Raw genomic sequence first — 24,424 nt, forward strand, 5'->3', positions numbered from 1 at the left:
CGCCCACGGCTTATCCACCGGCACTATCCGGTCGTATCGTAGTGACACATTAGCCTGTATCACACAATTCATTGCCATCTCCCTTAGGTCGAAACTTAACAGGAAGTTAACATTCCACAGATTTGTATCGCGATGGAATAGTTATGAAAAAGGCAATTTTTCAGCCGTTAACCATAGTTTGCGATTCATGCCCCTTTTGCGCCGCCTTTTAATCGGATAGGCGCGCCGGCCACGCAGAATGGCTGTCCATGTCCCAGCCGGTTGCAGGCCAGGCGCCCGGACCGCTTCGACATCTGCGTGCATCACAACGAAACAAGCGTACGTAGCGTATATAAGGATATTGGCAAATGGCAGCGCTCAACATCGCATTCGAGGCGCCCGACAATGCAGGCGGCATGTCCCATTCCGGGGGACGGCCGATCGATCTGATACACCTTGCGCGCCAGACCATGGGCGACAAGGCACTGGAACTGGAAGTGCTGCAGATGTTCGCGCGGGCCGCCCGCGAGAGCATGAAGGAGCTGGCCGCCTTCGAAGGCGAGGCCCGCGCTGCCGTTGCGCATCGCCTGAAGGGGTCCGCCCAGTCGGTCGGCGCCACCGTCGTCAGCAAGGCTGCCGAGGCGCTGGAGGCAAACCCGGGCGATGCGATCGCGCTTGCCGCCGTCGCCGCCGCCGTCGTCGAAGCGGAAAATTTCATCCTCAAACTCTGCCGCTGATCGTCGCAGGCTCGCCGCCCTTAACTTGGCGCGGTGGGCAAAGCCGATGGCGCGTCCGGACCAGCCACGGCGCTGCCGGGCGCGCGATGTTGACTGGGAAGGGGTTTTGTTGGAAACAACCGCCGGAAAACCGGCGGTTCGGCACCGTCCCTTCGCCGGCCAGTCTTTCGCCTTCTCGGGCAGCTTACAGGATCCGGACCCATCATGAGCAAACTCACCATCGTCGCCTTCGACGGCACGCGCCACGAACTGGATGTCGCCAATGGCTCCACGGTCATGGAGAATGCCGTGCGCAACTCCGTGCCCGGCATCGAGGCCGAATGCGGCGGCGCCTGCGCCTGCGCGACCTGTCATGTCTATGTCGACGATGCCTGGAGCGGCACGGTCGGCCCGCCGGAAGCGATGGAAGAGGACATGCTGGACTTCGCCTACGACGTCCGCCCGACCTCGCGGCTCTCCTGTCAGATCAAGATGTCGGATGCGTTTGACGGGCTCGTGGTTCACGTGCCGGAACGCCAGGCCTGACATCTCCCATTTTCGCTGGAGTTCTTTTTGCGCATCTGCCTTTCCGGCAGACGGACGGCGCACGGCTATACGGTGTCTTCTCGACGCGTGAAGAAGAGAATCGGTTGTTCTGCCGGCGGACAAGAATAGAGGGACAAAAAAAGAGCCTCGCCGGTCGATAAGGACGAGCGAGGCCAGGAGGGCGCATCGCAGACAGGAGAGGGAGGAGACACCTGCTGCTAAGATAAGGACGCGCCAGGAGAACCTGTTACAAACCGTTTCACGCAACTTCGGGAAGGAAAATCGTCTTCCCGTTCACTGTTGAAATGAAGATACGGTGATTTGCGGATTTGCGCTATCGCTAAAACTAACCATTAATTTCATGCATGCGCAGGCACCTGGGCCTTGGCCCGGTCCGAATCCATTAAAACTCTTTCAAGAAATACATGCGCCGCCGGCTTTTACTCGCCGCGGTTCTTCAGCCGGTGCACCAGGAGCCGCATCATGCGGTCGTTGAAGTTCTTCGATTCGACGCGGTCGAACCGTGCCTGGTCGGCATCGTGTTTCGTCACGGCGTCGGCCGTCACCCGGTCGACGCGCGCCTGCATGCGCTCGCAATCGGCTTCGGGGCGCAGCTTTTTCAGATCGCGCTCCAGGCCGCGGGCATGCTGGCGGGCGATCTCGGCATGGCGCTCCTCGTGGCGGCGGATGTCGCCTGCCAGCGTATCCCAGATGAGGGCGAGCGAGGCGGTCGTGCGGTTGCGGTTCTTCCAGCGCGGCAGGATGATCTGGGTGGACAGCGTCACCTTCGCCTCGCCGACAGCGCACCGGCTGCCGCGGCGCACATAGGTGACCGAGCCGCCCCACTTGATCTTGGTGGCGCCGGGATGGCGCGCGCCGCTGTGTTTCATCATCGGGCCGCGCTTCGACAGTTCCGCATCGAGCTCCGCCGCGGTGTGGCCGCCGACGGAGAAATAGGCGAAGGTCTTCGACGTGATCGTCTGGGCGGCGGCCGGCTGAAGAGCGAGGCAGGTGAGGGCGGCAACGGCCATCAGGCGAGCGATGGTCTTCATTCGGTTCCGTATTCCTTTCGCCATCGGGTGTGCCCGATGCAGTGCCGGCGGACGGCGCCGGTTGAACTTCCCTTAAGCTTGGGGCATAGGCTCGGCAAGCGCAACACTCTTTCCCCGGCGCTGGTTAATTGCGGAAGGAAACTGCCATGTTCTCGCCGTTCGATCCCTTCCGTTGGGCGCTCGCCCATGACCGGTTTCTGGAACTCGGCCCGCGCGGCATCCTGATGGCGATCGTCAACGTGACGCCCGATTCCTTTTCCGACGGCGGAAAATTCGACAGCGCGGACGCCGCGGTGGCGCAGGCGATCCTCTGTCTGGAACAGGGCGCCGAAATCGTCGATATCGGCGGCGAATCGACGAGGCCGGGTGCTGCCCCCGTGACGGCGGCCGAGGAGCAGGATCGCATCCTCCCGGTCATCGAGGCGCTGGCCGCCACCACCGACGCCATCCTGTCTGTCGACACCTTTCGCGCCGAAACCGCGCGGCTTGCGGTCGCCGCCGGCGCGCATATCGTCAACGACGTGCACGGCCTGCAACGCGAGCACGACATTGCCCGGGTAGCCGCGGAAACCGGCGCCGGCCTCTGCATCATGCATACGGGCCGCAACCGCGAAAAACGGCCGGATGTGGTGGAGGACCAGTATCTCTTCCTCGGCCGCTCGCTGGAGATCGCCCGCGAGGCCGGCGTGGCGCGCGAGGCAATGGTGCTCGATCCGGGCTTCGGCTTTGCCAAGGATACCGACGAAAATCTCGAACTGATGGCGCGTTTCGGCGAGCTTTACGGTTTTGCGCTGCCTATGCTCGCCGGCACCTCGCGAAAACGCTTCGTCGGCGCGGTCACGGGGCGCGATGCGGCCGACAGGGATGTCGGCACCGCCGCGACGACGGCGCTGTTGCGGGTCGCGGGGGCTGCGGTCTTCAGGGTGCACGATGTCGCAATCAACAGGGATGCGCTCGCCATTGCCGATGCTATGCTTGCCGCAGGGCGCACGGTGAAGGCGCGCGAGGCGCGCGCCGCAGAACCGGCCAGACAGGAAAGATCATGACCACCACCTACACGATCACGCTCAAGAACTGCGCCTTCTTCGCCCGCCACGGCCTGCACGATGCGGAAGAATTTTTAGGCCAGCGATTCTTCGTCGATGCGGAGCTGGAGGTGCGGCCGCTGCGCCCGCTTTCCGACGACGCGATCGAATCGACCGTCGACTATGGCGTGGCCTTCCAGGAGATCGAGAAGATCGTCACCGGCCAGCGCCGCTACCTGATCGAGGCCCTGGCGCAGGAGATCGCCACCGTGCTCTGTGCCCGCTTCCCGCAGATTTCGCGCGCCCGCATCACGGTGCGCAAGCCGAATGCGCCGGTGCCGGGCGTGCTCGACTATGTGCAGGTCACGGTCGACCATGCCGTCTGAACCCTTCCGCCAGGCCTCGCTCGGCCTCGGCGGCAATATCGGTGATCCGGTGCGGGCGATGGCGCAGGCGCTCCAGGCGCTCGATGCGCGGCCCGATTGCCGTGTCACGGCCGTATCCAGGCTCTACCGCACGCCGCCCTGGGGCAAGACGGACCAGGACTGGTTCTTCAACGCCTGCGCGCTGGTCGAGACGCTGCTGGCGCCCGAGCCGCTGCTCGATACCTGCCTTGGCATCGAGCGTGACATGAAGCGTGAGCGCAAGGAGCGCTGGGGTCCGCGCACCATCGATATCGACGTTCTGACGTTCGAGGGGGTCGCGCAATCCGGCGGGCGGCTGGAACTGCCGCATCCGCGCATGACGGGCCGCGGTTTCGTGCTGATGCCGCTCGCCGACGTGGCACCCAAGCTGGAGGTGCAGGGGCGCACGGTCGAATCCTGGCTGAAGGATGCGGATGTCGCGGGCATCGAGCCGGCGAGCGCCGGCGCCGAATGGTGGAAGATTACTTGATCGAACCGACGGCGATGTCGTCGAGGTTGCGGTCGAGCGAGACGCCGATGACCGGGATCATCTTGTTTTCGACCTTCACCGAGATGGTGATGTTCAGCTTGTTGTCGCTTTCGAGGCGCGCGATCATCGCGCCGTTCAGCTTCTGGCGGTTGATGCCCATGACGACCTTGTTGCCGTTGACCTGGCCCGAGGTGATGTCGAGGCCCTTGCCCGCCGCGCCGTCGAGGAACTTGCCCTTGTAGGTGCTGCCCGCCTTGCTGATCAGCGCCGACATCGGCTGCTTGAAGACGCCGACGCGGCAGAAGCCGTCGAGCTGGATGCCGGCGCCCTTGGCGGGTGCCGTGTCGCCCGTCAGGTCGCAGGAGAATTTTGTGCCCTTGTACTTGCCGGCGACGATTTCGCCCTTGCCCTGCCAGTTGCCGGTGACCTGTTCAAAGAAGGCCTTGTCGCGCGATCCGGCGGATGCCGGCAGAGCGAAGGTGGTGGCTGCGAGGAAGGCCGCTACGGAGGCGCGGGCGATCAAAGAGGTGCGCGAAAACATGAACGATCCTTGATGGGCGACGGCCATCTGGCCTGCTGTTGTGCGATGAGATTTGCGCGAAAATGGTTAATGGACGGTTTCCGACCGCCTTGCCCTTCGTCATTTGATCGGATCGCACCCCCGGAAAACCGGGGTGTTGCCGCTACTCCACAATTCTACAGCGGCTCGTCGCGCCGGCTGCTCCCGGTGCCCGGCGTCAGATCGCCGATGAAATCGCCGATGCCGGGCCGTTTCAGCGCGCGGAAGGGCATCGGGCGGCAGAGGTCCATCGCGGCGATGCCGATCCGCGCGGTCATCAGCCCGTTGATGACGCCTTCACCGAGCCGGGCTGAGAGTTTCGAGGCGAGCCCATGGCCCAGCACCTGCTGCACCAGGCTGTCGCCCATGGCGATGGAACCGGTGACGGCGAGGTGGGCGATGACGTCGCGCATCAGGCGCAGCATGCCGATCTTTCCGGGCCTTCCGCCGTAGAGTTCGGCCATGCCGCGCACCAGCCGGCTGCTTTCGTAGATGACGTAGCCGAGATCGACCAGCGCGCGGGGGCTCACCGCCGTGACGATGGAGACGCGCTTTGCGGCGCCGAGAATCAGCGCGCGCGCCTCGCGGTCGAGCGGTGCCATCAGTTCGCGCTCGGCGAGGTCGACCAGATGGGCGGCGTCGATGATGTCGCCCTCCGTCTCGGCAAGCCGTGCCCGGCCGCGCGCCGTCTGGGGGCGGGCGGAGAGCAGATGCACCAGCCGGGCAACGATGGCGCGGCCGACCGAAGGAGTCGGCGACAGGGTGGCGTCGACCACGTCGCGCTTCAAATCCTGCACGGCCGCAAGCCGTCGCAGGCCGATCAGTTCGCGCAGCACGAGGCCAAGCACCGCGAGGACGGCGACGGTCGCGGCACCGATCGCGAGATAACCGAGCCAGTCGTTGCGACTGAACAGATCGCGGATCAGCGAATCGACCCAGAGACCGATCGCGAGCGAGATGAGCAGGCCGAGCGCGCCGAAGGCGACACGGCCGAGCGTCAGGCGGCGCCGGCGCGGGGTGGCGACCGGCGGGATCAACTCCGGCACGTCGGCCGTCGTCGCGATGAAGGGATCTTCGGCATCCGGCGTCAGCCGGACGGCCTCGTCAAAGGCGGCGGGCGCGCGGGGTTTGGCACGTTCCGGCTTGGCATCGGCGGGCAGCGAGAAGGCGGCGGGCTTGCGCGGACGGTCGTTCATGCGAGCCGGTCTCCGATCAGATATTGCAGCGCCCGGTCGAGCCGGATGTGCGGCACGGACAATTTCAGGCTGCCGCCGGTCTCCTCGATATGCGGCGGGCGGAAGCGCACGAAGTTGAGGAGATGCGGCGGCTCGCCTTCGGGAGCGGCATCAAGCGCTTTGAAAAGTGAATCAGGATTCTCCGGTAAGTCCCCGGGAAATATCGCTGTTTTGTGTTCACCGTCGAAGACCTCGCCATTGATCCGCTCGCCCGCCATCGGCGTGCCGACGATGACCGGCAGCACCTGTCCGTCATGCGGAACGGTTGCCTCGCGGGTGGCGCGCACGGAGGCGAGCGCCATCACCTCGATGCCGGCGCCGCTCATGCCGATGCGCTCGATTGCCCGTTCGACGAGCCGCCGGGTGACCGCTTCCAGCCGCGCATGGCTCTCATGGTGCAGGTGATCGGCCTTGGTGGCGGCAATCACGATACGGTCGATGCGGCGCGTCACGAAAGACGAAAGAAAGTTGTTGGAGCCGGCGCGAAAACAGTCGAGCACGTCGCCGAGCGCGCGCTCCAGGTCGTGCACAGCCTCCGCACCGCGGTTGATCGCTTGCAGCGCGTCGATCAGCACGATCTGCCGGTCGAGCCGGGCGAAATGCTCGCGGAAGAACGGGCGCACCACATGCGTCTTGTAGGCCTCGTAGCGCCGTTCCATCATCGCATGCAGCGAGCCCTTGGCGGGGCTGCCCTTGGGAAGGTTCGCCAGCGGCGCGAAGGTGAGCGCGGGCGAACCTTCGAGATCGCCGGGCATCAGGAAGCGGCCGGGCGGCAGCGTCGAGAGCGAGCGTTCGTCGGATTTGCAGGCCTTGAGATAGGCGGTGAAGGCGTCGGCGAGCGAGCGGGCGGTTGCCTCCTCTCCGCTCGCGGCAGGATCGACCGTGGCCGACAGCGCCAGCCAGTCGCGCGCCAGCTCCGCGCGGATGCCCGAGCCGGCGAGCGCCACGGTGTTTTCGCTGAAGGTGCGAAAATCCTGCGCCAGCAGCGGCAGGTCGAGCAGCCATTCGCCGGGATAATCGACAATGTCGATCGACAGCTTGCCGGGCGAGAACAGCCGGCCCCAGCCGGAGGCGCTCTCGTAGTCCAGCGTGATGCGCAGCTGCGAGATGGCGCGCGTCGAATCCGGCCAGACACGATCGGCGACCAGCGCGCGGATATGGTCCTCGTACTGGAAGCGCGGCACCGCGTCGTCCGGCTGCGGCTCCAGCCGGATTTTCGACACGCGGCCCGAACGGCCGGCCTCGAACAGCGGCAGGCGGCCGCCGTTCAGCAGATTGTGCACGAGCGAGGAGATGAACACCGTCTTGCCGGCGCGCGACAGACCCGTCACGCCGAGGCGGATCGACGGGTTGACGAGATTGGTGGCGCGGCCGGTCAAGGCGTCGAGCGCGAGCAGGGCTTCGTCGGTAAGGGTGGTCAGGCTAGGGGGCAAGGTCTCTTTCCAGCATCGAAGGCGATATAGGAAACGAAATCCGGCGGGAAAAGAGGTTGCCCTATGATCAGCGCGCCGGCCGCGGCGTCATGAAGCCGGCAAGGCAGGCTCCGGCATAGGCATCCTCGCTCGGCCGCTCGTCGAAATCGAGGATGGCGAGGCCCGCAGTCGGGTAGCCGAACGGGGCGGCGGCCTCCGCGATCTCCTTGCCGACGAGGCGGTGGAAGAATTCCTCGATCATCGGATTGTGGCCGACGATCATCACCGAGTTTTCCTGGCGGCTGGCGAAGGCGAGTTCGGCATAGGCGTCGATCGTGCCGGAATAGAGTTGGTCGACATGCTCGATCGTCAAATCCTGGCTGACCGAGCGGTGGAACGGTTCGGCGGTCTGCCGGCAGCGCGCCGCGGTCGAGGAAAAGATGAGGGCCGGCTTGTAGCCCTGGTCGGCGGCTTCCTCGGCGATCACCTCGGCTTCGGCAAAGCCGTCATCGTCGAGCGAGCGGTCGAAATCCGACTGGCCGGGCTCGGCCCAGGCGGCGCGGGCGTGGCGAAGCAGATAGAGCCGGAATGCCGGCGTACCGAGAGATGCCAAGTCTGTCCTCCATCCGCCTCGCGGCCGATGATCCGCGCCGCTTGCGACTTCATGTCTTTCCTCGCCGGAAAGATCAACCGGTTTTGCGAATGGGATCATTCACGATCGTGTCGGAAACCGCCCGGTAGGCGAGCGTGTCTTCCAGCCGCTGCGGCCTTGCGAAGTAATAACCCTGCATCATGCGGCAGCCGAGCGCCCGGAGCGCCACCATCTGCTCGTGGGTTTCCATGCCCTCGACGACGCAGACGCAGCCGATATTGCGCGACAGGTCGACGATGGTCTTGACGATGCTGCGGCTGAGTTCGTTCGTCGCGATGTCGACGATGAAGCCGCGGTCGATCTTTATCTTGGTGAGCGGCAGCTTGTGCACGTAGCTGAGGCTGGAGTGGCCCGTGCCGAAATCGTCGAGCGCGATGCCGATGCCGCGCTCGGCAAGGCGGCGGATGTTTTCGGCGGCCAGTGCGAAATTGCGCATGACGGCGGTTTCCGTCACCTCGATGTCAAGGCGGGCGGGATCGACGCCGCTTTCGGCGATGATGTCGAGCAGGTTGTCGACGGTCTTGTTGGACACGACGTCGCGGGTCGACAGGTTGACGGAGAGGCGGATGTGGTCCGGCCAGCTTTTCGCCGCCACAAGCGCCTTGCGCATCAACGCCTCGGTCAGGCGGCCGATGATGCCGGCGCGTTCGGCAGCGCGGATGAAGACGGCTGGCGCGACGGGGCCGAGCGTGGGGCTCTCCCAGCGGGCGAGTGCCTCATAGGCGGAGATGCCGTTATTGTCCGCGTCGACCATCGGCTGGAAGACGAGGTACATTTCGCTTTCGAAGTCTGCGGCGCGCAGCGCCTGCTGGATGCGGCCCTGCTCGTTGATCTCTGCCTCATGCTCCGCGGAGAAGACCACCGCCGTGCCGCGAAAATTCTGCTTGGCGAGGTAGAGGGCGAAATCGGCGCGGTCGAACAGCCGATCGGCCGTCGTGCCGGCGTCGCCGAGGATCGAGATGCCGAGCGATCCGGAAACCCGCGCCGTCTGGCCGTTGAAGACATAGGGTTCCTGGAGTGCCGCGCAGATCTCTTCGCCCAGTCCGTGCAGCCGGTCGGGGCAGGGGCTGCCCTCGAAGACGATGCCAAATTCATCGCCGCCGAGCCGGGCGGGAAACACGCCGTCGCCGGAAAAGCCGGAAAGTCGCTCGCCCACTTCGATCAGCAGCTTGTCGCCAATGCCATGGCCGAACGCGTCGTTGACCGGCTTGAAGCCGTCGAGGTCGATGAGGCCGAGGGCGAGGCCGGCGCCGTTCTTCTCCGCCTCGGTGATCCGCTTTTCCAGCTCGGCGCGGAACTGGCGGCGGTTCGGCAGGTTGGTCAGGCTGTCGAGATTGGCAAGGCGATGGTTTTCGTCGCTGAGCCGCTGGGTTTCCGCCTGACGCTCGGTCAGATCCTTCTGCGACTGGATGAGCGCGCCGAAATCCCGGTAATAGGTGAGCAGGATGAACACCATGGCGACGGTGACGAGCGCGACGTTGAGCGCCAGTGCCGTGAAGACCGGGTTGCCCGAGGTGCCGAAGAATATCGTGAACGGCCCGAGCACGATCGCCGTCAGCGCGAGCGCCGCGGCGCGCAGATGCATCAGGCAGAAGATGCAGCCGATCACCGTGTTGGCGATGTAGAAGGCGACATGGGACTGCTGGTAGGCATCGCCGTAGGAAAACAGGCTGAGCGACCAGGCGCAGAAGCCGGCGCCGAGCAGCGCGGTCAACCGATAGGTCGAGCGCAGCCGTCCGGTCGCTTCCTCATGCGTATAGGTCCGGTTGCGACTGAACCACCAGTGCACCAGGCGGAACACGCTGACGGCGTAGAGCATGGACGGAATATAAAGGGTGAGAAGGGCGGGTGCTGCCTGGAAATGCGTGACCGTGAGGGCAACGGTATTGGTGACCAGCATGAAGTAAAGCAGCGGCACCTGCTTCGTAAAAGCGGCAAGCTGCGCCTGTACGAGTTCCGGATTGCCGGATTCGATCGTGAGAACGGCCTTTGCCCTGCTGAACATCAATGCGTGCTCCTGCCCTTACGGGAAGAAAAGCACGAGTTGCTAAAATAAGTCTGAATCCACAGGCGAGACAGTTTCGCGAAAGAAAATTGTCCTACTCTTCCTCGTATACCGAATGCTTGTGCCTATATTTGCGGCAGGATGGCATGGCGGGCGGGCCATTGAAGCCCCCGAGTGCGGAATGGTTTGCGGGCCTTTACCGGCCGGTTTTGCCATCTCGTTGTAATCTTGATGAAATATTAGTCTGGCAAGGTTCAAAACAAAGGCAGGCGCGAAAATCCGTGGGTAAGTCCCGGCAGGCTTGAATCACGCAACCCGTGGGGATATACAGCGCGCCTTGAGATGTTCTTCAGGAGAATCGCGTTGAGTGAGAAGATCGATCTTAGCAATCTCGTCCTCAATGAGGACGATGAATTCATGAGTGCCAACCAGCGGGCTTACTTCCGAGCGAAGCTGAACGCCTGGAAAAACGACATCCTGCGCGAAGCGCGCGAAACCCTCGACCACCTGGCAGAAGAAAGCGCAAATCATCCGGACCTCGCGGATCGGGCTTCTTCGGAAACCGATCGTGCCATTGAACTTCGGGCACGCGACCGCCAGCGCAAGCTGATCTCCAAGATCGATGCGGCGCTGCAACGTCTCGACGAAGGCACCTACGGCTATTGCGAGGAAACGGGCGAGCCGATCGGCCTCAAGCGTCTCGACGCCCGACCGATCGCCACGCTTTCGATCGAGGCGCAGGAGCGCCACGAGCGTCGGGAAAAGGTGTATCGCGACGAGTGAGCGTTTTCTGCGGGATTTCCGCAGGCGGCGTTGACGACGATCGAACACCGGAGATCTCCGGTGCCGGCAGCTTTTTTACTGCGCGGCATCGAGAGGGCCAAAAATTGAAGCCGTTGGAAGCATCCCTTCCAACGGCTTTTTTCTGTCCTCACGCAACGTAAGTTGACTCAGGCCTTGCGGTTGGCGGCGATTTCGCCGAGCAGGCGGGCCATTTCGGCTTCGGTCTCCTCGCGGCTCTTGGCGCTCGCCTGTCCGCTCATCGCTGCGGTCTGCGTGGGGTTCGAGGTGGGCTGGGCGGTCGTGCGGGCGGCGCTGCTCGCTGCGGCGTTGCTGGCCATTTCGGCCTCGAGGATCTTTTCGAATTCGCTGACGAGCGCCGGATTGTCGGCGATGTTGGTCGTCGGCTTGGCGAGCACGGGGGTCGTCACCGGGCGCTGCATCCCCAGGCCGGTGGTGGCCTGGGCGTTCGTCGTCGCTACGGATTGCGGGCTCAGCACGCGCTGGCGGCTCTGTTCCAGCACATCCTCGATGCGGCGTTCCGACGAGCGCTGCTCGGCATTCGCCTGCGCCTGCTGGTTCGTCGTCACCGGCTGGGTGACGGTGCGCACCGGCACGGCGCGTGCGGCACCCTCGTCGTCGCCGGCATAGAGCACCTTGGCCATGGCGGAGACGCCTTCCGGCGTTGCAACCGCGCGGCGTTCGACGGCGCCCGTCGTCGTGGTGGCTGCGCTGGAGGACGCGGCTGCCGAGCGTGCGGCGGCAGCGGTCTCGACGAGCTTGACCGGCGTCTCGCGCAGGGCGGTCACGGGTTCGGCGCGTTCGATGGTCTGCACCGCCTTTTCGACGGGCAGGGTAGCCTTGTCGGCGGGCTGGGCGGTTTCGGTCGAGGCGGTCGCGATGCGGGTTTCGATGACGATGTCGGTCGGGCCGCCGATCATCAGGAGATGTTCCACGTCGTCGCGGCGCACCAGCACGAGGCGGCGGCGCGTGTCGATCGCCGCGGCATCGAGCACGGCAAGCCGCGGCGTGCGGTTGCGCCCGCCGCGAATGAAGGGCGAGGAGGGACGGCCCCGGATGATCCACAGCACCAGTGCAAGGCAGAGCAGGCCGAGCAGCACCACCACGGCGGCGATGACGAACTTCGTGCCGTTCTCTGCGAGAATCTCCTGGAACATGGCGCGGTCACTCCTTCGGGCATTTGCCCTTTTTGGGCAGATTGCTGTATTTGACGGCTTTTTACGGGGTCCTACAAGCGCTTCGCCGCGCTTGTCCAGCACCGAATGCCGTCGTCATCGTCGCGTAAGTATGGCAGGTTACGAAAATTGCGATGTTTGAGCCGGGAATATTCCCTGTGAATTCGCGGCCTTGCTTCCCCTCGATGGCTTTTTGCGCTTCCCTCGTGCGGATAAACATGATTCTCGCATCGGGTCCCGGCCAAGCGCAAGGCCGGACGGATGCAGACGAGGGATTGATGACGACGATGAAGCGGCCGGGCGAGGACAATCTGCCGATCGTGGACCGCGGTGTGCGGCCGGCGGTGGCGCTTCGCGTCGTGCTGCTGGCGATCGTGCTCGCGGCCTCGGCCGGCGCGTTCATCGTGTTCAAGAACCAGCTCGACAACGAGCTCGTGCTCGGCGTTCTCGGCGTGCTCGCCATGGCCGGCATCTTCTTCGTCGTCTCGGCGCTGATCGGCTTCATCGAGATCATGCCGCAGGCGACGCGCTCCGACGATCTCGCCCGCGCCTTCCTCGATTCGCACCCGGACGGCACCGTCATCACCGACCGCAAGGGCCGCATCGTCTATGCCAATGCCGCCTATGGCGCGCTGACGGGGGCAAACGGCGAGGCGGAGGTGCAGACGCTCGAAACGCTGCTGTCGCGCAACCGCGACGCCACCGAGGCCGTCTACCGCCTGACGAACGGCCTGCACGAGGGCAAGGAGGGGGCGGAGGAATTCCGCGTCCAGAAGCCGCTCAACCCGTCTGCCGCCAACGGTTCCGGCGCGCAGTGGTATCGCCTCAAGGCCCGCGTGCTGCCGAACCGCGAAAAGGCCAAGCAGCCGCTCTATATCTGGCAGGTCTCCAACATCACCTCCGAGCGCGACGACCAGGAGCGCTTCTTCAAGGAATTGCAGAACGCGATCGACTATCTCGACCATGCGCCCGCCGGCTTCTTCTCCGCTGGCCGCAAGGGCGAGATCGTCTACCTGAACGCCACGCTTGCCGAATGGCTCGGCATCGATCTCGCAAAATTCCATCCGGGCGCGCTCTCCATCGCCGATGTCGTGGCGGGCGAGGGGCTGGCGCTCATCCAGTCCGTGCAGGCCGAGCCCGGCCTGAAGCGCACCGAGATGCTCGATCTCGACCTGCGCAAGACGAATGGCCAGAGCCTTCCCGTGCGCATCGTGCACCGCGTCACCTCGATGCGTGACGGCGCGCCGGGCGAAAGCCGCACCATCGTGCTCGCCCGCGAAGAAGGCGGCGAAGGCGACCAGTCCGCCTCGATCGCCTCGATGCGCTTCACGCGCTTCTTCAACAACACGCCGATGGCGATCGCCTCCGTCGATGGCAACGGCCGGATCCTGCGCACCAACGCGCCGTTCCTGAAACTCTTTTCCACCGTCGTCTCGCGCGACGATATCGACCGCGGCGCCAAGCTCGAAACCATCGTGCACGAGACGGACCGGCTGCGGCTGCAATCGGCGCTCGATGCGGCGAAGGACCGGCAGGGCGACATCGCGCCGCTCGATTCGCTGCACCCGGCCGACGACACACGGCATTTCCGCTTCTATGTGAACGCCGTCATCGACCAGAGCGACGAGGCGCCGGAAGAGGCGGCCATCGTCTATGCCGTCGAGAGCACCGAGCAGAAGGCGCTCGAAACCCAGATGGCGCAGACGCAGAAGATGAATGCGGTCGGCACGCTCGCCGGCGGCATCGCGCACGATTTCAACAATGTGCTGACGGCGATCCTGCTGTCCTCCGACCACCTGCTGCTCTCCGCCCGCCCGTCGGATGCGAGCTTCGCCGATCTCATGGAGATCAAGCGCAACGCCAACCGCGCCGCCGTGCTGGTGCGCCAGCTACTCGCATTCTCGCGAAAGCAGACGATGCGCCCGACCGTGCTCAACCTCACCGACGTCATCGGCGACCTGCGCATGCTCGTCGACCGCATGACCGGCACGAATGTCAAGATCGAGGTCGAATATGGCCGCGACCTCTGGGCGGTGAAGACCGATCTCGGCCAGTTCGAGCAGGTGCTGATCAATCTTGCCGTCAATGCGCGCGACGCGATGCCGGAGGGCGGCACGATCACCTTCCGCACTCGCAACGTGGAGGCCGAGGAGGCTGCCGCCCGCAATCTGCGCGACCTGCCGGAGGGCGACTATGTGGAAGTCGAGGTCGCCGATCAGGGCACCGGCATTCCGCCGGAAATCATCGACAAGATTTTCGAGCCCTTCTTCACCACCAAGGAAGTCGGCAAGGGCACGGGTCTCGGCCTCTCCATGGTCTACGGCATCGTCAAGCAGTCCGGCGGCTACATCTATCTCGATTCCGAAGTCGGCAAGGGCACGACCTTCCGCATCCTCATGCCGCGCCACACCGAGGAAGAACTGCCGGTTGATGCGACCGCCCTGCAGGCCGGCGAAAAGCAGCCGGTCGCAGCCGTGCCTGCCGTGGAGAAGGAACCGCGCGACCTTACCGGCGGCTCGGCGGTCGTGTTGCTCGTCGAGGACGAGGAGGCGGTGCGCCGCGGCGGAAAACGCATGCTAGAAACCCGCGGCTATACCGTGCACGAGGCCGGCTCCGGCGTCGAAGCGCTCGACATCATGGAAGAGCTGAACGGCGCCGTCGACATCGTCGTCTCCGACGTCGTGATGCCCGAAATGGACGGCCCGACGCTGCTGCGCGAATTGCGCAAAGGCTATCCCGACATGAAGTTCATCTTCGTCTCCGGCTACGCCGAAGACGCCTTCGCCCGCAACCTCCCCGCCGACGCCAAATTCGGCTTCCTGCCAAAACCGTTCTCGTTGAAGCAGCTTGCGGAAGCGGTGCGGGAGATGCTGGACGCGTGATGCTTGCGCATCACTTTCTGCGCAAATGCCCCGAGAGATCCATCCAGTTCGGATTCGCCGCCTCGATGAGATTTATCTTGCACTGACGCGGCAAGTTCCTGATCGATTCCTGGCGCGCGACGGCTTCTTCTATGGTGTTGTGAAACTCGAACCATACGATCCTTGTCGCGCCGTCGACCGACATGACATCGGAAATACGACTATCGGGCCACCCTAGAGCGTGGCTCGTCAGATCGTGCGCGACACGAACGTAGAGCGCTCCGTTGCGGCTCGATTCCAAAATATAGACGCAGATCCGTCGCGCAGGTTTGGAATGGAAGCCAGGCGCATAGCACGGTTCCCGAAAGCCTGTAGTGTGACGTTCCCGTTTCGGTTTGGGCCAATAAACCGGGGGTACCCGATCGCAATTCGTCCGCATGTCTTTCAGCCGATTCCCCTGCTTTCGGCGCGTACCAGATCGGCATCGCCTCTTTAGCGGGACGTGATGTCTTTCCTCCACAAACCCTTCAATGCTGTGGTGCATTTGCAGCCCATTGCTGATCGCATTTTGAATGCAGGAGCGACGGCTGGCATAGACTTTGATCGAGGCCCCGATCAGGTGCCCATTTGCCGCTCTATGTTCCCAGTGCCAACCCGTTTCCGCTTTATGAATTTTCCACCTGTCGCCGATTGTCCGTTTGCCCCCACGCCTCATGATTTCCTCCCTTTGAGACATGCTCGCAAGGGTAGGTACTATTTTGGGGTTGTCCGTAAATCAAAAATACAACCTAAGGCGAGTTAGTGGATCGCCAAGTTGCAAAAATGTGCGAAAGATTGTAGTTTTTTGGCATTTCTTGAGGATTTTCTTAGGATTGCTCCGAGATAATTTTAGCAACCTTTGATTGAGTAATTGTAAGATTGCCGAGCAAAATATTTTACTGCTTTTAGTTTCAACTCAAAAAATACCCCGGTACCCTGCCGGGGTTCATAATTCGTTCTCTCATCGCCGCGAATCAGTTGAATCCGGTTGATTCGCTCATTGCAGACGATTTCGGCGTGCTCCGCATTGTCGAGTGCGCGGCCGATGGCGGCCTCAATTGTGGAGCCCGCCGCCCGGAAAGCCTCATTTCATCGGATAGACGAGTTCCTTCTCCGCCGTATCGACCACAAAGACCGCGAGCAGCTTGGCGGGGTTCGTCGTGCTGTCATTGGCGCTGACGCCGTGGCGGTCGCCGGGCAGTTCGGAAAAGTTCTCGCCCGCCTTGTAGACCTTGACGGGGCCGTCATTGACCTGGCTGCGGATCGCGCCTTCGAGCACGGTCGCATAGATGAAAGCCGAGGTTGGGTGGGTGTGGCCTTCGGAAAAGCCGCCCGGCCCGTATTCGACCAGCACGCCGCGGATGCTCTTGCCCGGCACGTTCGGCAGCTCGTGTTCGTAGACGAGCGTTACCTTCGCGGCCTCGCTGGCGAGCGAAGGGCTGGCGATGGCGATCGCGGCGGCAAGTGCTGCGAAGAGGAGGGATATTCTGGTCATCTGAGTGCTCCTGATGGTTGGAAGGAAGGGCGTGCCGCACCATGGCGGCACGCGGTTACCGGCGCGGCGAGGTGGCGAACCACTGCTTGAAGGTGCTTTTGCCAAGGCGCGGGCTGTCGTCCGAGACGAGCGAGCCGTCTTCAAGCCTGGCGCCGAAATACCGGGCTTCGGGGTCGGCGGCGACCTTGCGAGGATCGCTCATGGCCTGGAGGTAGAGCGCGACCAGTTCGTGAAGCCGAAAGCGCTCCGGGCCGGCGATTTCGATTGTGCCGTTGATCGGCGCGGCCTGCGCCACGTCGGCCATCGCATCCGCCACGTCGTCCGAGGCGATCGGCTGAACGTAAGCGGCGGAGAGATGGACGGTATCGCCGACCGTTCCCGACTGCGCGATGCCGCTGACGAACTCCATGAACTGCGTCGAATGCACAATCGTATAGGGAATGCCGGACGCCTTGATCAGCTTTTCCTGCGCGAGCTTGGCGCGGAAATAGCCGCTTTCCTGCAAGCGCTCCGTGCCGACGACGGAGAGCGCGATATGATGCTTCACGCCCGCCACCTTTTCGGCGGCAAGGAGGTTGCGCCCGGAGGTCTCGAAGAACGCCATCACATCCGCGTCGGCGAAGGAGGGGGAGTTCGCGAGGTCGAGCACGACGTCAGCGCCGGCAAGCGCTTCGGCCAGGCCTTCGCCGGTGATCGTGTTGACGCCGGTGTTGGGCGAGGCGGCGATGACCTCGTGGCCATTTTTGCGCAGGCGGTCCACGGTCTTCGAGCCGATGAGGCCGGTGCCGCCGATGATGACGATTTTCATGATAGGTCTCCCTTCGCGGCGCTGGGTAGCGCCACGGTTCCAGTGTTCGTGATGATCGCTGCGGATTAGCTGAGGCCGGCCTTGTCGAGGCCGTAGACCTTGTCGGCCGAGCCCGGCACGGACTTGAAGGCGATGCTGGCGCGGTTCCAGGCGTTGATCGCCATGATCGCGAAGGTGAGGTCGGAAATTTCCTTCTCGGAAAGCTGACCGCGCACGCGCTCGTAAAGCTCGTCCGGAATGCCACCCTCGGGCAGCTTCGTCAGGGCTTCGGTCCAGGCAAGCGCCGCGCGCTCACGCGGGATGAAAAGGGTCGATTCGCGCCAGATGGCGACGTGATGGACGCGCAGTTCGCTTTCGCCGTGAATCTTGGCTTCCTTCACATGCATGTCGAGGCAGAAGGCGCAGCCATTCATCTGCGAGGCCCGGATGTTCACCAGGTCGCGGATCTTCTGTTCGATGACGCTGCCCGCGAGCGCCATGCTCAGATCGGAAATCTTCTTGAACAGTTCGGGGGAGTGCTGGGCGTAGTTCAGGCGTTGGGTCATATTCGCTCTCCTTAATTAAGGATGTTTAATATCCTTATGGATACAAGATATCCTTAATTGCTGGACTGTAAAGCCGAAACGGCATGAGCTCCGCGCATAAGTCTTATGTCGAAGAGTATGAGGCGGGCGATGGATATCGTATCGGCGTTGCGCACGTTCCTGCGTGTGGCGGAGACCTCTTCCTTCTCGGCCGCTGCGCAGGATCTCCACCTGACGCAGCCGGCGGTATCGCGGCAGATTTCCGCCCTGGAGGCGCGTCTCAACGTCCGCCTTCTCCACCGCACGACCAGCGCGCTGGCCCTGACGGCAGAGGGGGAGCGCATCATCCCGATGGCGCTGCGCGTGCTGGAAGCCGTGGACGAGCTTGGCGACAGCTTCGGTGAGGATGCCACAACGGCGATGGGGAATGTGAAACTCAGCGTCCCGGCGCCGCTCGGGCTCTTTCTCGCCGACCGGGTGGAAAGCCTGCTCGCGCGCCATCCCGGGCTTTCGGTCGAGCTGATCTTCAAGGAGGACGCCTCCGATCTGGTGCAGGACGGGATCGATCTTGAGGTGCGGATCGGCCCGGTGTCGGACAATGGCCTGATCTGTCGGCGGATCGGATGGACGACGGCGTTTCTCGTCGCCTCTCCGGCCTATCTGGCGACGTGCTGTCCCCCGACCGTGCTCGAAGACCTCACCGACCACGCCTGCATCTGCTACCGGCGGGCGGGCGACAATCGCGCCTGGTCCTTTTCCGATGGGGCGTGTGATGTCGCGGTTCGCATCACGCCGCGGCTGATCGCGCACAATGCCGTCGCGGTTCATCGCGCAACGGTCGCGGGCGCAGGCCTCTCGGTGCTCTCGCACATTCTCGCCCTGCCGGACATGCAAAGCGGCAGGCTTGTCGAGGTCATGCCGGATTTCCGGCCCACGCGACTGCCGATCAGCGTGGTCTATCCCTCACGGCGCAACATGCCGCTGCGCACGAAGGTGGTGCTGGAATTCCTGGCCGAGGCGGTTCACGACGATCCCCTGATGCGCGCATCTGATGTCTAGGCCTGGCGGCAAGTGCGGCGTGATGAAAGCAATGAGATGCGGCCGGGCGCCTAGCCCTCGACCGGGACGCCCAGGCCCAACTTCACGCGATCCATCGCAACGAAGGTGCGGAAGCGTTTGACATTGTTGTTGCCGAAGAACAAGCGGCGGGTCAGGGCTTCGTAGTCGGCCATCGCCGGAACGACGACGACGAGGATGAAGTCGGCTTCGCCGGTGACATAGTAGCACTGCTGGATTTCCGGGGCGGCGGCGAACTCCCGCTTGGCCGCCTCGATCTGCGCCGCCGTCTCGCTGATCACCTCCACCTCCACGAAGATGGTGATGGATTGCCCCAGGGCGATCGGATCGACGACGGCGACATTCGCCCGGATAACGCCCTCTTCGGTCATGCGCTTGATCCGGCGCTGGACGGCGGGTGCAGAGAGATTGACGGCCTCGCCTATGGTGCGCTGCGGCGTCGTGTTGTCCTGCTGCAGGATCGCGAGGATTTTTCGGTCGAAGGCATCAAGGCGCACGAATGGGTCCCCAAACGAAACAAACTTGCAAAACGGAGGTCGAATATCAGCGCTCATTTCGATGGGGTTGCAATATCTTTCAACAACCACATCGAAGGAGGCCGCCCATGTTTCTCAAGAATTCCCATGCCGATTATCGCGCTCCGCTCGATCCGCGCGATGCCGGGACCCTTGGCGCCGCCGCCGCCGCAGAGGTCGAACGCCATCTGTCCTTCCGTGACAACCATGTGGAGACGCCGCTTGTCGCGCTGCCGGGGCTGGCGGAAAAACTCGGCGTCGGTGCGGTTCACATCAAGGATGAGGGGCACCGTCTCGGGCTCGGCAGTTTCAAGGCGCTCGGCGGGGCCTATGCGGTGATCCGGCTCGTGTTGGACGAGGCCGGCAGGCGGCTCGACCGGGTCATCGACATGTCCGAGCTTCATGCGCCGGAGGTGCAGGCCGTCGCGCGCAGCATGACGGTCGCTTGCGCCACGGATGGCAATCACGGCCGGTCCGTCGCGCAGGGCGCTGAGCTCGTGGGCGCACGCGCGGCGATCTTCGTGCATTCCGGCGTCAGCGATGAACGGGTGGCCGCCATTGCCCGCTTCGGTGCGGAGATGGTCCGCGTCGAGGGCACCTATGACGATTCTGTCCGCGAGGCTGCGCGCGTGGCAGCCGAAAGGGGCTGGACGATCGTCTCCGACACGTCCTGGCCCGGCTATGAGCGCATTCCCGGTCTGGTGATGCAGGGCTATACCGCGCTCGTGCGCGAGGCGCTGCGGAAACTGCCGGAGCCTCCGACCCATGTCTTCATCCAGTCAGGCGTGGGCGGCATAGCCGCTGCCGTTGCCGGCCACCTCGCGCTCGAATTCGGCGAAGCCCGCCCTGTCTTCACCGTCGTCGATCCGGCCCGCGCCGCCTGCCTCTTCGAGACGGCGCGGGCTGGCCATCCTGTGACGATCGCGCATGGCGCGCCGACCGTCATGGCCATGCTCGAATGTTACGAGCCGTCGCTCATCGCGTGGCGTATCCTGTCCCGCGTCGCGGATGCGTTCATGACCGTCGATGAAGAGGATGCGGTTGCGGTGATGCGGCAACTCGCCAATCCGGTGGCTGGCGATCCCGCCATCGTTGCGGGGGAAAGCGGCGGGGTCGGTCTTGCGGGTCTGACGTGTGCGATGGCCGATCCGGCGGCCAAGGCTGCACTGGGCCTCGACGCCCGGTCGCGCATCTTCCTGGTGAACACGGAGGGTGCCACGGACCCCGGAAAATACGCGGAAATCGTCGGGTTTTCGCCTGCGGTCGTTGCGGCGCGTAACAACAAGGGCGCTGGTGCATGAGCCATCCATCGATCAATGCGGAGCGACTTCTCGGGCGTATCCGGACCCTCGGTTCAATCGGGCGTGATGGCGAAGGCCGGCTTGTGCGCCTTGCCGCCTCCGATACGGAAAAGCTGGGGCGCGACCAGTTCGTGGCCTGGCTGGAGGGAGCCGGCTTCGATGTCGCCGTGGATCGCATCGGCAACATTTTTGGCATCTGGCGGCCGGAAGGCCTGGACGATACGGCACCGCTGATGCTCGGCTCCCATATCGACACGGTCATCGACGCCGGCATCTATGACGGATGTTACGGCGTTCTTGCAGGGCTGGAGGTGATCGAGACCTTGAAAGCCGATGGTTTTCGGCCATCGCGCCCCGTGGTCGTCGCCGCCTTCACCAACGAGGAAGGCGTGCGTTACGCGCCCGACATGATGGGCTCGCTGGTCTATGCGGGCGGGCTCGATGTCGATGCGGCGCTCGCATCGGTCGGGACGGATGGAACGGTGCTCGGCGACGAACTCGCCCGCATCGGCTACGCCGGCGGCTATGAGCCCGGTTTCCTGAAGCCGCAGGCCTATGTCGAACTGCACATAGAACAAGGCCCGGTGCTGGAGCGTGAAGGCGTCTCCATAGGCGCAGTGGAGAACCTGCAGGGGATTTCCTGGCAGCGGGTGACGATCGACGGCGACGCCAACCATGCCGGCACCACGCCCATGTCGATGCGCCGCGATGCCGGCCATGCGGCCGCACGCGTCGTCACCTTCCTGCGGGAGCGCGCGGTGGCCGCCAACACGCCGACCGTCGCCACGGTCGGCTGCATGCGCTTTGAGCCCAACGCCATCAACGTGATCCCATCGCGCGCCACCTTCACGGTCGACCTGCGCGATCCGGACGAGGGGCGCTTGACGCAGGAGGAGGCGGCCCTTGCCGCATTCCTCGACGTTTTGGCGATGGAAGAGCGGGTGTCGGTTTCCGTCGAGCGGCTGGCCCGGTTCGAACCGGTAACGTTCGACCGGGGGATTGTCGAGCACATCGAGGCAGCGGCCGGAGAGCGCGGTCTTTCCTGCAAACGCATGACATCCGGCGCCGGCCACGATGCGCAGATGATCGCCCGAATCGCGCCCGCCGCGATGATCTTCGTGCCGAGCGCCGGTGGCATTAGCCACAATCCAAAGGAATATACCGCGGACGACGACCTTGTTGCCGGGCTCAACATCCTGCTCGATGTCGTTCGCCGCCTGGCCGCTGAAGGAGAAACGGCATGACCATCGACAGGAAGGCGCTTCACGCCGAAATGACCGCATGGCGGCGAGACCTGCACGCCCATCCCGAATTCGGCTTCGAGGAGAAGCGGACCGCGGCCTTCGTGGCGGCGAAGCTTCGCGAGTTCGGCCTCGACGAGGTCGTGGAAGGCGTCGGCGGCACGGGTGTCGTCGGGACGCTGAAGCGCGGAGCGGGCAATCGCGCCGTCGCGCTCAGGGCGGATATGGATGCGCTGAGGATCCCCGAGCAGGGCGAAAGCGCCTATCGTTCGCAAAATCCGGGCGTCATGCATGCCTGCGGACATGACGGACACACGGCGATGCTGCTCGGCGCCGCGAAGATGCTGGCCGAAGAGGGCGGTTTTGACGGCACGGTCCGCTTCATCTTCCAGCCGGCAGAGGAATGGGGCAAGGGCGCGCTCGCCATGCTCGACGATGGCCTCATGCAGCGTTTTACCTTCGATGAGATTTACGGTATCCACAATATGCCGGGCCTGCCGGTCGGGCATTTCGAGACGCGGCCCGGCCCTTTCATGTCCGCGGAGGACAATTTCGAGATCGTGCTTCAAGGTGTGGGCGGCCATGCGGCGCGGCCGCACTGGGGCAACGAGGTGCTCGTCGCGGCCTGCGCGCTGGTCACCAGTCTCCAGACCATCGTCTCGCGCCGTCTGAGCCCGACGGATGTGGGCGTCGTTTCGGTCACGGAACTCATCACCGACGGCACGCGCAACGCGCTTCCGGGGCTGGCGCGCGTGCTGGGCGATGCCCGCAGCTTCCGGCCGGAAGTAAGCGCTTCCATCGAAAAGCAGATGCGCATCATCGCGGAGGGCACGGCGCTGGCGCACAACGTCACCGCGACGGTTGCCTATACGAGGGAGTTCGTGCCGCTCTTGAACGATGCGGCGCTCGTCGAAGAAGCCTTCGCCGTCGCACGCAGTATCCTGCGACCGGATGACGTCAGGCTCGCGGCCGAGCCGATGACGGGGTCGGAGGATTTTGCGCATTTCCTCGCCCACGTACCCGGCTGCTTCGTCTTCCTCGGCAACGGCCGGGAGTCGGCGCCGCTGCACAATCCCACCTACGATTTCAACGATGAAGGGCTCCTGCACGGCGCGGATTTCCACGCCGGAATGATCCGGCGCAGATGCGCGGTCGGGTGATCAGAGCTTTCTGGCGGTTTCCAGGAAGGCCTCGAACTGCTCCTGCGGCACGAAGGATCCCCCGGTCGTCCAGACGATGTGGGTCGCCTGCGACAGGCGATCGGCAATGTTCAACCGCTCGCAGAATGCACGTCCCTGCGGATGATTCACGACGAATTCGGGCCCGGCGAAGCCTGCGGCTGCTGATGGTTCTAGGCGCAAGCCCTGGGTCGAATGGGCGATAAGCAGCCAACGAAAGAGCGATATGTCGTCGACCGTGAAGACGCCGGCAAGCATGTTGCGCATGACGCGTGCCACGAAGGCCGACATGCGCGCGACCGCCATGCCGTCGGCTTCGGTCCTGTTGCTGAGGCCTACGTCGTATACCGAGACGAGGTCGTCCGAGCCGCTCATCATATGGACGAGCGCGCAGGGCGACTGGACGGGCTCGACGAAGAAACAATGGACAAAGTCGCCAAAAACTTTCTTGGCGCCGTAGGTGACGCCGCCGGGTGCGCCGCCGATGCCGCATGGCAGGTAGAGAAACAGCGGATGCTCAGCATCGACGACGATCCTCAGCACATTGAGCTGTTCTGCGAGTTCCAGCGCCGCGACGCTGTAGCCGAGGAACAGCTGCCGGGATTGTTCGTCGTCGACGAAATAGATGGATGGGTCGCTTTCCGCGATAATGCGGGCATTCTCGACGGCGGTGGTGTAGTCCGCCTCGTGCTGCACGACCTCCACGCCGAGCCTCCGCAGCCGCTCCACCTTCCAGGCCTTGGCGTCGGACGACATATGGACGGTGGCCCTGAAGCCGAGGGCGCGGGCGGCGACGCCGACGCTAAGCCCGAGGTTTCCCGTGCTGCCGACGGCGATCGTGTGGTGGGAGAACAGAGCTTTCGCCGCGGCGCCGGCCAGGTCGCGGATATCCTGACCGTCCTTTAGGAGGCCTTCGCGCCTGGCGAGCGCCTCGGCGAAAACGAAGACCTCGTAGACGCCGCCGCGCGCCTTGATCGACCCGGCAACCGGCAGCGCGCTGTCCGCCTTCACGAACACCCGGCCGAATTCGGAGCCGCCATAGCCGAGGGTATCCCGAAGCGTCTCCAGCTCGATCAGGTTCGAGCGGATTGCTCCCGCCGTCGCCTTCAATTCGGGAAAGCAGCTTTCGAGTAGGGGTGCCAGCCGCGTCCAGTTCGCCTGCGCCTCATCGACCTGGTCCGGGGTGAGCTGCAGGGAACCGTCGCCGATCGCGTTGTCGCGATAGAGCGAGTTGATCCATAGCGTCGGGCGGGCGGCAAGCACGTCATCGCGGGCGGGATCGTTCGGGAGTTGAAATGTCATCGCGGCTTCCAATCTGGTTGCGGCTTAGTCGT

24 protein-coding genes are annotated in these 24,424 nt (G+C 64.1%); 11 read left to right on the forward strand and 13 right to left on the reverse strand.

The features are described from left to right. Window positions 1–347: 347 nt before the first annotated feature. Together AC1Q6Z_RS06765 and AC1Q6Z_RS06770 are read left to right on the forward strand one after the other, a co-directional pair. Window positions 348–716 carry an Hpt domain-containing protein gene (locus AC1Q6Z_RS06765; protein WP_492647141.1) on the forward strand — a complete coding sequence of 123 codons (369 nt, stop codon included), beginning with the start codon at window positions 348–350 and terminating at the stop codon, window positions 714–716. Between the two features lie 204 nt (window positions 717–920). Then, window positions 921–1,241, forward strand: a complete 321-nt coding sequence (locus AC1Q6Z_RS06770) for a (2Fe-2S)-binding protein (protein WP_256115651.1) — start codon at window positions 921–923, stop codon at window positions 1,239–1,241. A 440-nt stretch (window positions 1,242–1,681) separates the two neighbouring features. Here AC1Q6Z_RS06770 and AC1Q6Z_RS06775 read toward each other — a convergent pair whose 3' ends face one another. Further along, window positions 1,682–2,293 carry a DUF922 domain-containing Zn-dependent protease gene (locus AC1Q6Z_RS06775; protein ID WP_492647142.1) on the reverse strand — a complete coding sequence of 204 codons (612 nt, stop codon included), beginning with the start codon at window positions 2,291–2,293 and terminating at the stop codon, window positions 1,682–1,684. Between the two features lie 146 nt (window positions 2,294–2,439). On the opposite strand from AC1Q6Z_RS06775, the gene folP reads away from it, so the two are divergent. Genes folP through folK form a run of 3 tightly spaced genes read left to right on the forward strand, consistent with a single transcriptional unit; the run spans window position 2,440 to window position 4,212 of the window. Next, window positions 2,440–3,339 (forward strand): dihydropteroate synthase, encoded by a 900-nt coding sequence (gene folP, locus AC1Q6Z_RS06780; protein ID WP_492647143.1) that lies wholly within the window; start codon window positions 2,440–2,442, stop codon window positions 3,337–3,339. Then, window positions 3,336–3,704: a dihydroneopterin aldolase gene (gene folB, locus AC1Q6Z_RS06785; protein WP_023512200.1), complete on the forward strand. Its 369-nt coding sequence runs from the start codon at window positions 3,336–3,338 to the stop codon at window positions 3,702–3,704. The genes folP and folB overlap by 4 nt, the downstream gene beginning before the upstream one ends. Then, window positions 3,694–4,212: a 2-amino-4-hydroxy-6-hydroxymethyldihydropteridine diphosphokinase gene (gene folK, locus AC1Q6Z_RS06790; protein WP_492647144.1), complete on the forward strand. Its 519-nt coding sequence runs from the start codon at window positions 3,694–3,696 to the stop codon at window positions 4,210–4,212. Before folB ends, folK begins: the two co-directional genes overlap by 11 nt. Here folK and AC1Q6Z_RS06795 read toward each other — a convergent pair. The 5 genes from AC1Q6Z_RS06795 to AC1Q6Z_RS06815 all read right to left on the reverse strand — a co-directional run bounded on the left by AC1Q6Z_RS06795 (window position 4,205) and on the right by AC1Q6Z_RS06815 (window position 10,075). Next, window positions 4,205–4,753, reverse strand: a complete 549-nt coding sequence (locus AC1Q6Z_RS06795; protein WP_492647145.1) for a hypothetical protein — start codon at window positions 4,751–4,753, stop codon at window positions 4,205–4,207. The two genes, folK and AC1Q6Z_RS06795, sit on opposite strands and share 8 nt — an antisense overlap. Before the next feature lie 155 nt (window positions 4,754–4,908). Further along, window positions 4,909–5,967 carry a YcjF family protein gene (locus tag AC1Q6Z_RS06800; RefSeq protein ID WP_492647146.1) on the reverse strand — a complete coding sequence of 353 codons (1,059 nt, stop codon included), beginning with the start codon at window positions 5,965–5,967 and terminating at the stop codon, window positions 4,909–4,911. Continuing rightward, window positions 5,964–7,439, reverse strand: a complete 1,476-nt coding sequence (locus AC1Q6Z_RS06805; RefSeq protein ID WP_492647147.1) for a YcjX family GTP-binding protein — start codon at window positions 7,437–7,439, stop codon at window positions 5,964–5,966. The genes AC1Q6Z_RS06800 and AC1Q6Z_RS06805 overlap by 4 nt, the downstream gene beginning before the upstream one ends. A 67-nt stretch (window positions 7,440–7,506) precedes the next feature. After that, complete coding sequence (locus AC1Q6Z_RS06810; protein WP_439627366.1) at window positions 7,507–8,031, reverse strand: SixA phosphatase family protein; 525 nt, start codon at window positions 8,029–8,031, stop codon at window positions 7,507–7,509. A 73-nt stretch (window positions 8,032–8,104) separates the two neighbouring features. Then, window positions 8,105–10,075: a putative bifunctional diguanylate cyclase/phosphodiesterase gene (locus tag AC1Q6Z_RS06815; RefSeq protein ID WP_492647148.1), complete on the reverse strand. Its 1,971-nt coding sequence runs from the start codon at window positions 10,073–10,075 to the stop codon at window positions 8,105–8,107. Window positions 10,076–10,438: 363 nt separating this feature from the next. On the opposite strand from AC1Q6Z_RS06815, the gene dksA reads away from it, so the two are divergent. Beyond that, window positions 10,439–10,858, forward strand: a complete 420-nt coding sequence (gene dksA / locus AC1Q6Z_RS06820) for an RNA polymerase-binding protein DksA (protein WP_256115660.1) — start codon at window positions 10,439–10,441, stop codon at window positions 10,856–10,858. Window positions 10,859–11,025: 167 nt separating this feature from the next. Here the strand turns inward: dksA and AC1Q6Z_RS06825 are convergent, their stop codons facing one another. Next, the gene (locus tag AC1Q6Z_RS06825; protein ID WP_492647149.1) at window positions 11,026–12,033 is read right to left on the reverse strand and encodes a flagellar biosynthetic protein FliO; all 1,008 of its coding nucleotides are present in this window, start codon (window positions 12,031–12,033) and stop codon (window positions 11,026–11,028) included. A 305-nt stretch (window positions 12,034–12,338) separates the two neighbouring features. On the opposite strand from AC1Q6Z_RS06825, the gene cckA reads away from it, so the two are divergent. Then, a complete protein-coding gene (gene cckA, locus AC1Q6Z_RS06830; RefSeq protein ID WP_492647263.1) occupies window positions 12,339–14,933 on the forward strand; it encodes a cell cycle histidine kinase CckA in 2,595 nt (864 codons plus the stop codon). 10 nt (window positions 14,934–14,943) lie between these two features. Here the strand turns inward: cckA and AC1Q6Z_RS06835 are convergent, their stop codons facing one another. The 4 genes from AC1Q6Z_RS06835 to AC1Q6Z_RS06850 form a co-directional block, all read right to left on the reverse strand. After that, a complete protein-coding gene (locus tag AC1Q6Z_RS06835; protein ID WP_492647150.1) occupies window positions 14,944–15,627 on the reverse strand; it encodes a hypothetical protein in 684 nt (227 codons plus the stop codon). 408 nt (window positions 15,628–16,035) lie between these two features. After that, window positions 16,036–16,446 (reverse strand): cupin domain-containing protein, encoded by a 411-nt coding sequence (locus AC1Q6Z_RS06840; RefSeq protein ID WP_492647151.1) that lies wholly within the window; start codon window positions 16,444–16,446, stop codon window positions 16,036–16,038. 55 nt (window positions 16,447–16,501) lie between these two features. Continuing rightward, on the reverse strand, window positions 16,502–17,254 hold the full coding sequence (locus AC1Q6Z_RS06845) for an SDR family oxidoreductase (protein ID WP_492647152.1): 753 nt from the start codon (window positions 17,252–17,254) through the stop codon (window positions 16,502–16,504). Window positions 17,255–17,319: 65 nt separating this feature from the next. After that, the gene (locus AC1Q6Z_RS06850) at window positions 17,320–17,799 is read right to left on the reverse strand and encodes a carboxymuconolactone decarboxylase family protein (RefSeq protein WP_492647153.1); all 480 of its coding nucleotides are present in this window, start codon (window positions 17,797–17,799) and stop codon (window positions 17,320–17,322) included. 129 nt (window positions 17,800–17,928) lie between these two features. Between AC1Q6Z_RS06850 and AC1Q6Z_RS06855 the strand changes: the two genes are divergently transcribed. Next, window positions 17,929–18,837: a LysR family transcriptional regulator gene (locus AC1Q6Z_RS06855; RefSeq protein WP_492647154.1), complete on the forward strand. Its 909-nt coding sequence runs from the start codon at window positions 17,929–17,931 to the stop codon at window positions 18,835–18,837. A 50-nt stretch (window positions 18,838–18,887) separates the two neighbouring features. Here AC1Q6Z_RS06855 and AC1Q6Z_RS06860 read toward each other — a convergent pair whose 3' ends face one another. Beyond that, window positions 18,888–19,352: an Lrp/AsnC family transcriptional regulator gene (locus tag AC1Q6Z_RS06860; protein WP_492647155.1), complete on the reverse strand. Its 465-nt coding sequence runs from the start codon at window positions 19,350–19,352 to the stop codon at window positions 18,888–18,890. 107 nt (window positions 19,353–19,459) lie between these two features. Between AC1Q6Z_RS06860 and AC1Q6Z_RS06865 the strand changes: the two genes are divergently transcribed. The 3 genes from AC1Q6Z_RS06865 to AC1Q6Z_RS06875 are packed head-to-tail and all read left to right on the forward strand — an operon-like array spanning window position 19,460 to window position 23,072. Further along, window positions 19,460–20,671 carry a diaminopropionate ammonia-lyase gene (locus AC1Q6Z_RS06865; RefSeq protein WP_492647156.1) on the forward strand — a complete coding sequence of 404 codons (1,212 nt, stop codon included), beginning with the start codon at window positions 19,460–19,462 and terminating at the stop codon, window positions 20,669–20,671. Beyond that, window positions 20,668–21,915 (forward strand): Zn-dependent hydrolase, encoded by a 1,248-nt coding sequence (locus tag AC1Q6Z_RS06870; protein WP_492647157.1) that lies wholly within the window; start codon window positions 20,668–20,670, stop codon window positions 21,913–21,915. The genes AC1Q6Z_RS06865 and AC1Q6Z_RS06870 overlap by 4 nt, the downstream gene beginning before the upstream one ends. Continuing rightward, window positions 21,912–23,072 carry a M20 aminoacylase family protein gene (locus AC1Q6Z_RS06875; protein WP_492647158.1) on the forward strand — a complete coding sequence of 387 codons (1,161 nt, stop codon included), beginning with the start codon at window positions 21,912–21,914 and terminating at the stop codon, window positions 23,070–23,072. The genes AC1Q6Z_RS06870 and AC1Q6Z_RS06875 overlap by 4 nt, the downstream gene beginning before the upstream one ends. On the opposite strand, the gene dsdA is transcribed toward AC1Q6Z_RS06875, so the two are convergent. Next, complete coding sequence (gene dsdA / locus AC1Q6Z_RS06880) at window positions 23,073–24,392, reverse strand: D-serine ammonia-lyase (protein WP_492647159.1); 1,320 nt, start codon at window positions 24,390–24,392, stop codon at window positions 23,073–23,075. Window positions 24,393–24,424 lie beyond the last annotated feature (32 nt).

The organism is Shinella sp. GW835-FHT14H05, from assembly GCF_058793575.1.

What these genes read in the sequence shown, in the direction of transcription:
- AC1Q6Z_RS06765 (WP_492647141.1), top strand. Translation starts at nt 348, where the DNA reads ATGGCAGCGCTCAACATCGCATTCGAGGCGCCCGACAATGCAGGCGGC.
- AC1Q6Z_RS06770 (WP_256115651.1), top strand. Translation starts at nt 921, where the DNA reads ATGAGCAAACTCACCATCGTCGCCTTCGACGGCACGCGCCACGAACTG.
- AC1Q6Z_RS06775 (WP_492647142.1), bottom strand. Translation starts at nt 2,293, where the DNA reads ATGAAGACCATCGCTCGCCTGATGGCCGTTGCCGCCCTCACCTGCCTC.
- folP (WP_492647143.1), top strand. Translation starts at nt 2,440, where the DNA reads ATGTTCTCGCCGTTCGATCCCTTCCGTTGGGCGCTCGCCCATGACCGG.
- folB (WP_023512200.1), top strand. Translation starts at nt 3,336, where the DNA reads ATGACCACCACCTACACGATCACGCTCAAGAACTGCGCCTTCTTCGCC.
- folK (WP_492647144.1), top strand. Translation starts at nt 3,694, where the DNA reads ATGCCGTCTGAACCCTTCCGCCAGGCCTCGCTCGGCCTCGGCGGCAAT.
- AC1Q6Z_RS06795 (WP_492647145.1), bottom strand. Translation starts at nt 4,753, where the DNA reads ATGTTTTCGCGCACCTCTTTGATCGCCCGCGCCTCCGTAGCGGCCTTC.
- AC1Q6Z_RS06800 (WP_492647146.1), bottom strand. Translation starts at nt 5,967, where the DNA reads ATGAACGACCGTCCGCGCAAGCCCGCCGCCTTCTCGCTGCCCGCCGAT.
- AC1Q6Z_RS06815 (WP_492647148.1), bottom strand. Translation starts at nt 10,075, where the DNA reads ATGTTCAGCAGGGCAAAGGCCGTTCTCACGATCGAATCCGGCAATCCG.
- AC1Q6Z_RS06825 (WP_492647149.1), bottom strand. Translation starts at nt 12,033, where the DNA reads ATGTTCCAGGAGATTCTCGCAGAGAACGGCACGAAGTTCGTCATCGCC.
- cckA (WP_492647263.1), top strand. Translation starts at nt 12,339, where the DNA reads ATGAAGCGGCCGGGCGAGGACAATCTGCCGATCGTGGACCGCGGTGTG.
- AC1Q6Z_RS06835 (WP_492647150.1), bottom strand. Translation starts at nt 15,627, where the DNA reads ATGAGGCGTGGGGGCAAACGGACAATCGGCGACAGGTGGAAAATTCAT.
- AC1Q6Z_RS06840 (WP_492647151.1), bottom strand. Translation starts at nt 16,446, where the DNA reads ATGACCAGAATATCCCTCCTCTTCGCAGCACTTGCCGCCGCGATCGCC.
- AC1Q6Z_RS06845 (WP_492647152.1), bottom strand. Translation starts at nt 17,254, where the DNA reads ATGAAAATCGTCATCATCGGCGGCACCGGCCTCATCGGCTCGAAGACC.
- AC1Q6Z_RS06850 (WP_492647153.1), bottom strand. Translation starts at nt 17,799, where the DNA reads ATGACCCAACGCCTGAACTACGCCCAGCACTCCCCCGAACTGTTCAAG.
- AC1Q6Z_RS06855 (WP_492647154.1), top strand. Translation starts at nt 17,929, where the DNA reads ATGGATATCGTATCGGCGTTGCGCACGTTCCTGCGTGTGGCGGAGACC.
- AC1Q6Z_RS06865 (WP_492647156.1), top strand. Translation starts at nt 19,460, where the DNA reads ATGTTTCTCAAGAATTCCCATGCCGATTATCGCGCTCCGCTCGATCCG.
- AC1Q6Z_RS06870 (WP_492647157.1), top strand. Translation starts at nt 20,668, where the DNA reads ATGAGCCATCCATCGATCAATGCGGAGCGACTTCTCGGGCGTATCCGG.
- AC1Q6Z_RS06875 (WP_492647158.1), top strand. Translation starts at nt 21,912, where the DNA reads ATGACCATCGACAGGAAGGCGCTTCACGCCGAAATGACCGCATGGCGG.
- dsdA (WP_492647159.1), bottom strand. Translation starts at nt 24,392, where the DNA reads ATGACATTTCAACTCCCGAACGATCCCGCCCGCGATGACGTGCTTGCC.